We start from the raw sequence: 12746 nt of genomic DNA, 5'->3' as shown, positions 1-12746 counted from the left end.
CATCATGTCCGCACCTCCCAACCGCGCGCCACGCCCACCCGGCATCTGGACGATCGCCGGCAGCCTGGGCCGCCGCCAGTACTGGATGTTTGCCGCGCTGGGCCTGTTCTCGCCGCTGCTGCTGTGGGGCGTGCTGGCCGCCTCCGGCCTGATCGACCCGGTGTTCCTGCCCAGCCCGGCCATGGTCGCCAGGCGGGTGCTGACCTGGCTGACCGAGGACGACCTGCTGGCCGATACCGGCATCTCCATTTACCGCGTCAGCGCCGGCTTCCTGCTCTCGGCGGTGCTGGCCCTGCCGCTGGGCTTGCTGATCGGTTCGTTCCGGCCGGTGGCGGCGATGCTGGAGCCGCTGACCGATTTCATTCGCTACATGCCGGCAGTCGCCTTCATTCCGCTGATCATGCTGTGGGTGGGCATAGACGAAAGCGCCAAGATCTCGGTGATCTTCATCGGCACCTTCTTCCAGATGCTGCTGATGGTGGCCGAGGACGTGCGGCGCACGCCCAGGGCCCAGATCGAGGCCGCCCACACCATGGGCGCGACCCGCTACGAAATCATCAAGCTGGTGCTGCTGCCTTCGGCCAAGCCGGCGCTGCTCGACACCCTGCGGGTGACCATGGGCTGGGCCTGGACCTATCTGGTGGTGGCCGAACTGGTGGCCGCCAATTCCGGCCTGGGCTATTCCATCCTCAAGGCGCAGCGCTTCCTGAAGACCGACACCATCTTCGCCGGCATCATCCTGATCGGCCTGATCGGCCTGGTGATGGACCAGGGCTTCCGCTGGCTGCATCGCCGGCTCTTTCCATGGGCGCAAGCCAGGGCCTGAACATGAACAAGGTGCACATGATGAACAAGGTACAAATACGCCATCTCGGCAAGGTGTTCGATGGCGGCAAGCCGGTGACGGCGCTGGAGAACATCAATCTCGACATCAGGGACAATGAATTCGTTACGCTGGTGGGCGCTTCCGGCTGTGGCAAGTCAACGCTGCTGCGCATTCTCGGCGGCCTGGAATACCGCAGCAGCGGCGAACTCGACAGCAACGGTCAGCCCGTCAACGGACCCGGCGCAGACCGCGCCATGGTGTTCCAGCATTACAGCCTCTATCCCTGGCTGACGGTGATGGAGAACATCAAGTTCAGCCGCAAGCTGCGCGCCAAGCGCGGCGACATGAGCTCGGCCGACGTCGAGGCCGCCAGCGGCCGCGCCGATGCGCTGCTGCGCCTGATCGGCCTGTCCAGCGCCGCCCATGCCTATCCCAACCAGCTTTCCGGCGGCATGCAGCAGCGGGTGGCGATTGCCAGGGCGCTGATGTCGCGCCCCGCTATCCTGCTGATGGACGAGCCGTTCGGCGCGCTCGATGCCCAGACCCGCGAAGTGATGCATGACCTGATCCTGCATGTGCACCGGATCGAGAAGACCACCATCGTCTTCGTCACCCACGATGTGGAGGAAGCGATCTATCTCGGCCAGCGGGTGGTGCTGATGGCGCCGCGGCCCGGCCGCATCGACACCACCTACGACGTGCCGCTGCCGGCGCGGCGCGAGCAGGACATGAAGCATGCGCCGGAATTCCTGGCGATGAAAAAGCAGATCCTGGCGCGCATCCGCGACACCTCCGGCATGGCCACCGACGGCGACCTGCTGGAACGCCTGAACCTGCAGGCCGCAGCCTGAACAACAAGGGAGTTCAACCTATGCAAACCACCTTTTCCACCCTGCCGGCATTGGCCCGCGCCGCCGTGCCGGCCCATTCCACGCCCTATTCGCCCGAGCTGCTGCTGTGGGAGGAAACCATGCCGGGCGGCGCGCACTGGTCGGGCCTGGTCCGGCGCGGCAACACGCTGCGCATCACCGACCTGCATGGCGGCGCCAACCTGTCGGCGCTGTTCTACAACTTCGAGGAACGCAGCGAACGCTACAACATGCCCGACACCCTGAAGGCGCAGCACACCGCGATGCTCACGCGCGGCCATGTGCTGTATTCCGACATGGGCCGGGTGCTGTGCGCCATCGCCGAGGACAGCTGCGGCTGGCATGACACGGTGTGCGGCATGTCCGACGCGGCCATGGTGGAACGGCGCTTCGGCGTGGCGCGCTACCAGGAGCACCGCAATGCGATGTTCCGCAATGGCGAGGACGGCTGCCTGATCGAGCTGGGCAAATGGGGCATGGGCAAGCGCGACCTGGTGGCCAATGCCAACTTCTTTTCCAAGGTGGTGGCGGATGCCGACGGCGCGCTGCGCTTCGACGCCGCCCATCGCCGCGAAGGCCAGTACATCGACCTGCGCTGCGAGATGAATGTGCTGGTGGTGCTGTCGGCCTGCCAGCATCCGCTGGACCCGGCGACCCGCTATGACCCCAAGCCGGTGCGGCTGTCCTGCTGGCGCTCCGGCACGGCGGGGATGGATGACGTGTGCCGCAACGCCTGTGCGGAGAACCAGCGCGGGTATATCAATACCGAGCGGTACTTCCTGTGACGTCCGGACCCGATGATGCCAATGCCCATACCAGAACAAGGAAAACACCATGCAAGCCACACTGACTGAAAGCACGCTGGACCCGGCACTGGCCGCGGCCGACATGATCCATCCGGCCGGCGAACCCTGGCTGATGGAACTCAAGGCCGGCCAGGTGCTGCGCATCGTCGACCTCGAAGGCAACCAGGCGGTCGACACCATCTTCTACAGCGCGGCCGATCCGTCCGAGCGTTACAGCCTCACCCGCACCATCGCGGCAGGAGGCAGGCTGTATCTCGGCGCTGGCTCGACGCTGATGTCATCGGCCGGCCGGCCCATGCTTACCATCACCGCCGACACCTGCGGCCGCCACGACACGCTGGGCGGCGCCTGCGCCTCCGAAAGCAACACGGTGCGCTATGCCATCGAGAAGCGCTTCATGCACAGCTGCCGCGACAACTACCTGCTGGCGCTGGGCCAGGACGCGCGCGGCCTGGACAAGCGCGACGTGGTCTCCAACATCAATTTCTTCATGAACGTGCCGGTCACGCCGGAAGGCCGGCTGACCTTCGAGGACGGCATCTCGGCGCCCGGCAAGTATGTCGAGATGCGCGCCGAGATGGACCTGCTGGTGCTGGTGTCGAACTGCCCGCAGCTCAACAATCCGTGCAACGGCTACAACCCGACCGCGGTGCGCTACCTGATCTGGGACCCGCTGCCAGCCTGAACGAACGCCGGCACCGGCGCGCGGGACGACCCGCGACGCCCCGTCACACCGCGGGACGACCCGCAATGAATCACAGAGTTCACCATGCCAGCCAAAGTCCTGATCGCCAACCGCGGCGCCATCGCCTGCCGCATCATCCGCACCCTGAAGCGCATGGAGGTCGGCGCGGTCGCCGTCTATTCCGACGCCGACGCCGACGCCCTGCATGTGACCCAGGCCGATGAAGCCGTGGCCATCGGCCCGGCGCCGGCCGCGCAGAGCTACCTGCAGGCCGCGCGTCTGATCGATGCCGCGCTGGCCACCGGCGCCACCGCCATCCATCCCGGCTATGGCTTCCTGTCCGAGAATGCCGCCTTCGCCGAAGCCTGCGAGGCGGCCGGCATCGCCTTTCTCGGCCCGACGCCGCAGCAGATGCGGGTGTTTGGCCTCAAGCACACCGCGCGTGCGCTGGCCGAGGACAACGGCCTGCCGCTGCTGCCGGGCACGGGCCTGCTGGCCGGCATCGGGGAAGCGCTTGCCGCCGCTGCCCGCATCGGCTATCCGGTGATGTTGAAGAGCAGCGCCGGCGGCGGCGGCATCGGCATGCAGATGTGCCGTTCGCAGCAGGAACTGGAGCAGGCCTTCGAGTCGGTGCGGCGCATGGCCCAGGCCAACTTCTCCGATGCCGGCGTGTTCCTGGAGCGTTATATCGAGGCGGCGCGCCATATCGAGGTGCAGGTCTTCGGCGATGGCCGCGGCCATGTGATCGCTTTAGGTGAACGCGACTGCTCGCTGCAGCGGCGCAACCAGAAGGTGCTGGAGGAAACCCCGGCGCCGAATCTGCCGGAGGCTGTGAGGCAGGAACTGCATGCGATGGCGGTGAAGCTGGCTTCGGCCGTGAGCTACCGCAGCGCCGGGACCGTGGAATTCGTGATGGACGCCCGCACCCACGCGTTCTACTTCCTGGAAGTCAATACCCGCTTGCAGGTCGAGCATGGCGTCACCGAAGCCGTCACCGGCATCGACCTGGTGGAATGGATGGTGCGCCTGGCCGACGGCACGCTGCCGCTGCTGTCGGACATCGTGGTCAGGCCGCAGGGCTGCGCGGTGCAGGCGCGGCTGTATGCGGAAGACCCGGCCAAGCAGTTCCGCCCCGCCACCGGCCTGCTGACCGAGGTCGCGTTCCCCAACGACGTGCGGGTCGACACCTGGGTCGAGCGCGGCGCCGAGGTCACGCCGCATTACGACCCGATGCTGGCCAAGGTGATCGTGGCTGCCCCCGACCGCGACGCCGCGCTGGCCGGGCTGGGCCGGGCGCTGGCGGCGACCCGGCTGTGCGGCATCGAAAGCAACCTCGCCTACCTGGAAGCGCTGACCCGCTACCAGCCCTTTGTGGAAGCCAGCCACACCACCCGCAGCCTGGGCGACTTCATGCCGGCGGTGCGCACCATCGACGTGCTGGAAGGCGGCGTGCAGACCACGGTGCAGGACTGGCCGGGACGGCTGGGCTATTGGGACGTGGGCATGCCGCCGTCCGGCCCGATGGATGCGCTGTCGTTCCGCCTTGCCAACCGGCTGGTGGGCAATGCCGAAGGCAGCGCCGGGCTGGAGGTCACCGTCGCCGGCCCGACCCTGGTCTTCAACTGCGACACCGAGATCGCGCTGGCCGGTGCGCCGGTGGAAGCGCTGCTGGACAACGAGCCCGTGCCGATGTGGCAGCCGCTGGCCATCCGCCGCGGCCAGACGCTGCGCATGCGCCGCATCAGCGGTTACGGCTGCCGCGTGTACCTGGCGCTGGCCGGCGGCCTGGATGTGCCCGACTACCTCGGCAGCAAGTCCACCTTCACGCTGGGCCAGCTCGGCGGCCACGGCGGGCGGGTGCTGCGCGGCGGCGACGTGCTGCACCTGGGCCAGCCGCAGGCATTGCCGCGCATGACGCCGCAGGCTGCGCAGGCGCTGGCGCCGCGCCCGGCGGCGCACTGGGACATCGCGGTGCTGTACGGCCCGCACGGTGCTCCCGACTTTTTCACCGAAGACGACATCGCGATGTTCTTCGGCACCGACTGGCAGGTGCATTACAACTCCAGCCGCACCGGCGTGCGCCTGATCGGACCCAAGCCGCAATGGGCGCGGGCCGACGGCGGCGAGGCCGGGCTGCATCCATCCAACATCCATGACAACGCGTATGCGATCGGCACCGTGGACTTCACCGGCGACATGCCGGTGATCCTCGGGCCGGACGGCCCCAGCCTGGGCGGCTTCGTCTGCCCCGCCACCATCGTCCAGGCCGAGCTGTGGAAGATGGGCCAGCTCGCGCCCGGCGACACGGTGCGCTTCCATCGCATTGCCCATGCCGAGGCCGACCGCATGCTGCGCGAGCAGAACGCGGCCATCTCGGGAGAGCCCCTGGCCACGCCGCTGTGCGCCGACTGCAGCGTGGACGACGACGCGGTGCTGCGCCGGCTGCCGGCGCGGGGCGAGCAGCCGGACGTGACCTACCGCCGCTCCGGCGACCATTACGTGCTGGTGGAGTATGGCCCGCTGGTGCTGGACCTGAACCTGCGCTTCCGGGTGCATGCGCTGATGACGCGGCTGCAGGCGCTGCGCGAGGCCGGCGCGCTGCCGGGCATCATCGACCTCACGCCCGGCATCCGCTCGCTGCAGGTGCATTACGACAGCAGCCGGCTGGCGCTGTCGGGACTGATGGATGCATTGCGGAAGGCCGAGCAGGCGCTGCCGGGCGTGGACGATATCGAGGTGCCGACCCGCACCGTGTGGCTGCCGCTGTCCTGGGACGACGCCGCAACCCGGCTGGCGATCGAGAAGTACATGCAGTCGGTGCGCGCCGATGCGCCCTGGTGCCCCAGCAATATCGAATTCATCCGCCGCATCAACGGCCTGGCCGACATCGAGGCGGTCAAGCGCATCGTGTTCGACGCCAGCTACCTGGTGCTGGGCCTGGGCGACGTCTACCTGGGCGCGCCGGTGGCCACGCCAATCGACCCGCGCCATCGCCTGGTCACCACCAAGTACAACCCGGCCCGCACCTGGACGCCGGAGAATGCGGTCGGCATCGGCGGCGCCTACATGTGCGTGTACGGCATGGAAGGTCCCGGCGGCTACCAGTTCGTCGGCCGCACCATCCAGATGTGGAACCGCTGGCGGCAGAGCGCCGACTTCACCGATGGCAAGCCCTGGCTGCTGCGCTTCTTCGACCAGATCCGCTTCTACCCGATGCAAGCCGACGCGCTGCTGCAATACCGCAAGGACTTCCTGGCGGGACGGGTGTCGCTGAAGATCGAGGAAGGCCGCTTCCGGATGGCCGACTACCAGCGCTTCCTGGCCGACAACGCCGCCTCCATCGCCGCCTTCAAGGAAACCCAGCAGGCCGCGTTCGACGCCGAGCGCGAGCGCTGGGCGCTGGCCGGGCTGTCGGTCGCCGAGGACAGCGCCGGGCCTGCCGGCGCGCCACCGGAAGAGATACCGGCCGACTGCGACGCCGTCACCTCGCAGGTGGCCGGCAGCATCTGGAAGGTACAGGTGCAGGCCGGCGACCGGGTGCGCGCCGGCGACACGCTGGTGATCGTGGAATCGATGAAGATGGAAATGCAGATCGCCGCGCCGCGCGACGGAGAGATCGTGCGTATCGCCGTGGCCGAGGGCCAGGGCGTAACGGCGGGCCAGACCCTGGCCGTGCTGCGCTGAAACCCGCTATCACCTGAGACATACGACAACAAGCAACGAGGAATGACGATGAGCCTGAACCTGGAAATGAATGCGCTGCGCCAGCGCTACCTGGAACGCAGCCTGAGCCCGCCGGAGATGGTGGCGCAGCTTGACGCAATGCTGGCCGCGGAAGAGGCAGGCGGCAGCCACAACATCTGGATACGTCGCCTGACGCTGGCGGAGATGCAGGCCTATGCGCAGCCGCTGCAGGCCCGCGACCCCGCCAGCCTGCCGCTGTACGGCATTCCCTTCGTCATCAAGGACAACATCGACCTGGCCGGCGTGCCCACCACCGCCGCCTGCCCGGCATTTGCCTACACGCCCGAGCAGCATGCGACGGTGGTGGCGCGGCTGATCGATGCCGGTGCAATCCCCGTCGGCAAGGCCAACCTCGACCAGTTCGCCACCGGCCTGGTCGGCGTGCGCTCGCCGTATGGCGCCTGCCGCAACAGCTTCGATGCGGCCTATGTGTCCGGCGGCTCCTCCTCCGGCTCGGCGGTGTCGGTGGCGCTGGGCCTGGCCAGCTTTTCGCTGGGCACCGATACCGCCGGCTCGGGCCGGGTGCCGGCCGCGTTCAACAATCTGGTCGGCGTCAAGCCCACGCTGGGCACGCTGTCCGGCAGCGGCCTGGTGCCGGCCTGCCGCACGCTGGACACGATCTCGATTTTCGCGCTCACCGCCGACAATGCGGCCCAGGTGCTGGCGGTGGCGCAGGGCCATGACGCCGCCGACCCGTATTCGCGGGCGCCGCAGCCGCATGGCTTCGACTTCGGCAGCGCTGCCGCCTTCCGCTTCGGCGTGCCGCGCGCCGACCAGCTCGCCTTCTTCGGCAACGAGGAAGGTTTGCCGCTGTTTCGCGCCGCGGTGGCCAGGCTGGAAGCCCTGGGCGGCGCCGCGGTCGAGTTCGACTTCGCGCCCTTCCTGGAAACCGCGCGCCTGCTGTATGAGGGCCCATGGGTGGCCGAGCGCTACCAGGCCATCCGCGGCTTCTTCGATGCCCATGCCGATGCGCTGCACCCGGTCACCCGCGAGATCACCGGCAATGCCGCCCGCTACAGCGCCGCCGACGCCTTCGCCGCGCTGTATCGCCTGAAGGCCCTGCAGGGCACGGCCACTGCCGCCTGGCGCGACATGGACTGCTTCGTCACGCCCACGGCCGGCACCCACTACCGGATCGACGAAGTCGAGGCAGATCCGATCCGGCTCAATTCCAATCTCGGCTACTACACCAACTTCATGAACCTGCTGGATTTGTCCGCAGTGGCAGTGCCGGCAGGCTTTCATGGCAACGGCCTGCCGTTCGGCATCACGCTGGTCGCGCCGGCTTTCCAGGACGCGCCACTGCTCAGGCTCGCGGCCCGTTTCCATGCCGGCGAGGGCCTGACCATGGGCGCCACCGGCCAGCCGCTGCCGCCGGCGGCAGCAATGCCAGCCTTTCCTTCCGGCCAGGTGCGGGTGGCGGTCTGCGGCGCGCATCTGTCCGGGCTGCCGTTGAACTGGCAGCTCACGCAGCGCGGCGCGCGGCTGGTGGGCGAAGTCGGCAGCGCACCCGACTACAAGCTCTATGCGCTGCCCGGCGGCCCCCCGCAGCGGCCGGGCATGGTACGGGTCTGTCCCGACGCGGGTGGCGCGGCGATTGCGATGGAAGTGTGGGAAATGCCCGCGACCGCCTTTGGCAGCTTCGTGGCCGGCATTCCCGCGCCGCTGGGCATCGGCAGCGTGAGGCTGGCCGATGGAAGCAGCGTGCAGGGCTTTGTCTGCGAAGCGTATGCGGCAGAGGGTGCGCAGGACATTACCGGGTTCGGCGGCTGGCGCAGCTATCTGGCGGCAACGCAATCGGAACGATGAATGCGACCAGCCTGGCACCGGGCAATTATTGCCGATACTGGCTGGCAAACGCCTTTTTTGCGGACGTTATTTTCAAACGGTTACTGATCAATTGCGACCCCGAGCAGACACTTCCTTACGGCTCGGCTGACCGCGATAAAAACGCCGTGTTCACTGCTAGCCATAACCACGAGCAGGCGTTTATCCATCACATGAACGAGCGAAAGGGATTAGATCATGAATTTACAAAACAACGAATTAGCCGATGATGAACTCGACAAAGTTTCCGCCGGAGATTTAGTCGACGACGTATTTCGGGTGATAGGTGCAGTAGCGTACGGTACCGGAATTGGTGCTGCTGTGGTATCGGGAATTGCGGAACTTGTAAGTCCAGGGAGCGGAGCTAAAGATATGGCTGATTTCATATATAACGGTGCCCCTCCAAAATAAAGGTACTTCCGCAAACCCCAGCTAGCCGACGCGGCATTCGCCATTCCGGCGTTGCCGAGTATGAGCCTCGACGCATGACGGGCGAGGCTCATATCAAACCACATCACGGCCTAACGGCACTAACCAGTTAAGACGGTGTTGGCAACTCGGACTATCGATGGACGTTGCAATCGCCACTGATGATGCACGACCAAACATTTCGGGTCAGGTATTTGCCGTAGCGAAACGCGGTAGCGCGTGAGGGCTCAGAGATATCCAACATCAATTCCGCGGTCGGCATCAACAATCCAGTTGGCCGTGACGAATTTCAAACAATAACTCCGACAGCCTTTGCGCTCAGTGAATCTTTTCGGGCAAATCGCGATCCCAGTGCAGACATCCACAGCACAGGAAGCTCCCATGACCAACAGCAACCCAGGAACTGTCGACCCGACGGACATGCCCGATCCCAAGGATCTGTCCGGGCAAAGCAGCAACCGCCCTGCGCCGGCGCATCAGGCAGAACAGTCCGATACCGGAAACGGTGCGCCAGCCCGTGTCAGCACTGGCATCTCGTCGGGCAAGCCGCTAGATGAAGTCGGGGGCGCAGGCCTCGGACAGGCCCCGGGCTCCGGCGACCATGGCGATGCTAGCGCACCGCACAGCCAGGAAAAGCCGGCAGCCGATCCGCAGGACAAGCGCGACAAGTCCTGACCAAAAACCTGCAGCGGCCTGTCCCGTACAAACGCTGCCTTGTCATACCCGCCTTCATCAGGCTTGCGTTGCGATAGCAGTGCTGCGCGCCCGCTGTCCTGCTGAGCTCACGCGCCGGGTTGCAGCTGCCCACAACAGCAGCCAGGCTTTGTAACGCCGCCTTCCCTGCCCGATTTTTCATTCCTTCATTCCTGCAATCTTGTGATTGCTCAAGGAAGCACGCCGGACGGGCATTAATTTAATCCCTGTGTCCGCCGCATCGCCGCGCCTGTCGCCTGGCGGCCCGCAGCGTTCATCCGACAGGCTTCCCTCTTCCCTTGCACGCAGGGCATCAACATGGCCAAGAAGAATGAACCCGTAAAACGCATCCTCGACGCCCGCCGCGACACGCTGGATTTCCGCGACCAGATGTTTGTTCCGACGCTCATCGAAGTGCCGGTCAGGATCACCGTCGAGGACTATCTGCACTACAGGGTGCCGGTGCTGGACCAGGGCAGCGAAGGCGCCTGCACCGGCTTTGGGCTGGCCACGGTGGCCAATTACCTGCTGCGGCGGCGCAAGGTGGTGCCGGAAGCAGTGCGCGTCAGTCCCCGCATGTTCTACGAACTGGCCAGGCGTTACGACGAGTGGCCCGGCGAAAGCTATTCCGGCTCCAGCGCGCGCGGCGCCATGAAAGGCTGGCACAAGCATGGCATCTGCACCGAAGCGGAATGGAAATACCAGCTCGGACCCGGCGAGCCGCAGGGCCTGAACGCATCCCGCGCAAGCGACGCCAACCTCCGGCCGCTGGGCGCCTATTTCCGCGTCAACCACAAGGACCTGATCGCCATGCATGCGGCGATCGCCGAAGTCGGCGTGCTGTATGCGACGGCGACCGTGCATGCCGGCTGGGACGCGGTGAAGAAGGACGGCATCATCGACTATTCGGACCAGATCACCGGCGGCCATGCCTTTGCCATCGTCGCCTACGACGACAGCGGCTTCTGGATACAGAACTCCTGGGGCAAGCGCTGGGGCAAGGGCGGCCTGGCGCGCATCAGCTACGACGACTGGCTGGAAAACGCGACCGATGTCTGGGTGGCGCGGCTTGGCGCGCCAGTCAGGCTGCTGCGCGAAAAGTCGGTCGCCACCAGCCATTCCGAGGCGGCGGCCAAGTCCAACGCCTATTCCTATGTCGAACTGCGGCCGCATATCGTCAGCATCGAGAATGACGGCAGGCTCAAGGCCGGCGGCAATTACGGCTCGACGCCGGCCGAGATCGCGCAGATCTTCCAGTCCGACTTGCCGCGCCTGCTGCAGATACCCGACAGCGGCAAGCCGCCGAAGCCGCTGCGCCTCCTGCTGTATGCCCATGGCGGACTGACCGATGAGGAATCCGCGGTGCAAAGGGTGGCGGAGTACCGGCCCGGCCTGCTGGCGGCGGGCGTGTATCCGCTGGCCTTCATCTGGAACAGCGATTACTGGACCACCATCACCAACATCCTGCAGGATGCGATCCGGCGCCGCCGGCCGGAAGGCCTGCTGGACTCGGCCAAGGACTTCATGCTCGACCGCCTGGACGATGCGCTCGAACCGATCGCCCGCAAGCTCACCGGCAAGGCCGCATGGGACGAGATGAAGGAAAACGCCGGCCTGGCCAGCGGCCCCGACGGCGGCGCGCGCCTGATCGCGCAGCATGTGGCCGAGTTGAAGCAGGCTTATCCGGCGCTGGAGATTCACGTGGTCGGCCATAGCGCCGGCGCGATCTTCCATGCGCCGCTGATGCAGCTGCTCACCAGCGACGGCGTGATCGCCAGCGGCCCGTTGCAGGGCGAGACCGGCTTTGGGCTCACGGTCGCCTCCTGCACCCTGTGGGCGCCTGCCTGCACCATCGACCTGTTCAAGGCGACCTACCTGCCGGCTATCGAGAGCGGCAGGCTGGAACGCTTCACCAGCTTCGTGCTGTCGGACGAGGCCGAGCAGGACGACAACTGCGCCCGCATCTACAACAAGTCCTTGCTCTACCTGGTATCCAATGCCTTCGAGGACAAGCCGCGCATCCCCGGCTTCCGCGATGGCGTGCCGCTGCTGGGCCTGCAAAAATCCGTTCAGCAGGACAGCGAGCTCGACGCGCTGTTTCGCGGCAAGAAGGCCGAGCTGATCATTGCACCGAATGACGAGGCCGAAGGCGACCCGGGCGCTTCCGCCGCCCGTCACCATGGCGACTTCGATGACGACAAGCGGACCGTGATGGCGACCTTCACGCGGATCGCGCCGCAGGCGGCGGGCCAGGCAACCCGGGGAGGCATGAAATTCCATGCTTCGCGGCGATTCCTCAGCGAAAGGCGGGCCACTATTGACCGGCAGACCAAGCCGCTGCGCATGAACTGAGGCAGTCCGGTCGTGGCGGACAATCGTCTGCGGGATGCGTTCCAACAACCCGGCTGCGGTTTTCCCGGAGCGCGCCGGCACTTTCATGCGCCCGGCCAGTCACAAAGACATCGACAGACAAGCCATGGAGCAACAGATGAGCGACTTTGTATTGCGCATGTACGACACCCTTCCCCACGCCGAACTGGCACGCGACGCCCTGCTGGCGGCGGGCTACGGCACCGAGCAGGTGCAGATCGAAGCCATGAACAGCGAGGCCGGGCCGGTGCAGGGCAACTTCACCGTCGGCGACAGGAGCGACCGCTCCGACCATTCCGGCATCGGCGACAGCGGCGACTATGGCGAGAGCTTTCGCACCGTGCGGCAGGGGGCCATCATCAAGCTGACGGTTGCGGTCGAGAATGATGCGCGGCATGCGCAGGCAATGGATATTCTGGATCGGGTTGACGCCTCGGCAAGCTGAGCGGGGCGGTGGTCGGGGCGGACCGGGGCTGAAGTGGGGGCGCATTCGGGCA

At 66.4% G+C, this 12746-nt stretch carries 11 protein-coding genes; all 11 read left to right on the top strand.

Going from position 1 to position 12746, the window contains the following annotated elements:
• Positions 1-4: 4 nt before the first annotated feature.
• The 11 genes from ABC383_RS20710 to ABC383_RS20660 all read left to right on the top strand — a co-directional run bounded on the left by ABC383_RS20710 (position 5) and on the right by ABC383_RS20660 (position 12694).
• Entirely contained in the window at positions 5-826 is an 822-nt protein-coding gene (locus tag ABC383_RS20710; RefSeq protein ID WP_413016780.1) for an ABC transporter permease, read from the top strand.
• Positions 805-1677, top strand: a complete 873-nt coding sequence (locus tag ABC383_RS20705) for an ABC transporter ATP-binding protein (RefSeq protein WP_413016778.1) — start codon at positions 805-807, stop codon at positions 1675-1677. The genes ABC383_RS20710 and ABC383_RS20705 overlap by 22 nt, the downstream gene beginning before the upstream one ends.
• A gap of 20 nt (positions 1678-1697) precedes the next feature.
• Positions 1698-2480: an urea amidolyase associated protein UAAP1 gene (locus tag ABC383_RS20700; RefSeq protein ID WP_413016776.1), complete on the top strand. Its 783-nt coding sequence runs from the start codon at positions 1698-1700 to the stop codon at positions 2478-2480.
• 49 nt (positions 2481-2529) lie between these two features.
• Positions 2530-3186, top strand: coding sequence for an urea amidolyase associated protein UAAP2 (locus ABC383_RS20695; RefSeq protein ID WP_413016774.1), 657 nt, complete (start codon positions 2530-2532; stop codon positions 3184-3186).
• An 84-nt stretch (positions 3187-3270) separates the two neighbouring features.
• Positions 3271-6870, top strand: a complete 3600-nt coding sequence (gene uca / locus ABC383_RS20690) for an urea carboxylase (RefSeq protein WP_413016772.1) — start codon at positions 3271-3273, stop codon at positions 6868-6870.
• A 48-nt stretch (positions 6871-6918) separates the two neighbouring features.
• Entirely contained in the window at positions 6919-8739 is a 1821-nt protein-coding gene (gene atzF, locus ABC383_RS20685; RefSeq protein ID WP_413016770.1) for an allophanate hydrolase, read from the top strand.
• On the top strand, positions 8736-8987 hold the full coding sequence (locus ABC383_RS20680) for a hypothetical protein (RefSeq protein WP_413016768.1): 252 nt from the start codon (positions 8736-8738) through the stop codon (positions 8985-8987). The genes atzF and ABC383_RS20680 overlap by 4 nt, the downstream gene beginning before the upstream one ends.
• A complete protein-coding gene (locus tag ABC383_RS20675; protein WP_413016766.1) occupies positions 8956-9168 on the top strand; it encodes a hypothetical protein in 213 nt (70 codons plus the stop codon). Before ABC383_RS20680 ends, ABC383_RS20675 begins: the two co-directional genes overlap by 32 nt.
• Before the next feature lie 399 nt (positions 9169-9567).
• Positions 9568-9861 carry a hypothetical protein gene (locus tag ABC383_RS20670; RefSeq protein ID WP_413016765.1) on the top strand — a complete coding sequence of 98 codons (294 nt, stop codon included), beginning with the start codon at positions 9568-9570 and terminating at the stop codon, positions 9859-9861.
• A gap of 336 nt (positions 9862-10197) precedes the next feature.
• Positions 10198-12231 carry a C1 family peptidase gene (locus ABC383_RS20665; RefSeq protein ID WP_413016763.1) on the top strand — a complete coding sequence of 678 codons (2034 nt, stop codon included), beginning with the start codon at positions 10198-10200 and terminating at the stop codon, positions 12229-12231.
• 136 nt (positions 12232-12367) lie between these two features.
• A complete protein-coding gene (locus tag ABC383_RS20660; RefSeq protein WP_413016761.1) occupies positions 12368-12694 on the top strand; it encodes a hypothetical protein in 327 nt (108 codons plus the stop codon).
• Positions 12695-12746 lie beyond the last annotated feature (52 nt).

Origin of the sequence: Noviherbaspirillum phoenicis, assembly GCF_047237965.1 — a bacterium.
In the GTDB taxonomy this organism is placed as follows: domain Bacteria; phylum Pseudomonadota; class Gammaproteobacteria; order Burkholderiales; family Burkholderiaceae_D; genus Noviherbaspirillum_A.
Note: the sequence above shows the minus strand (reverse complement) of the source record. Positions and strands in the feature narration are given on the sequence as shown.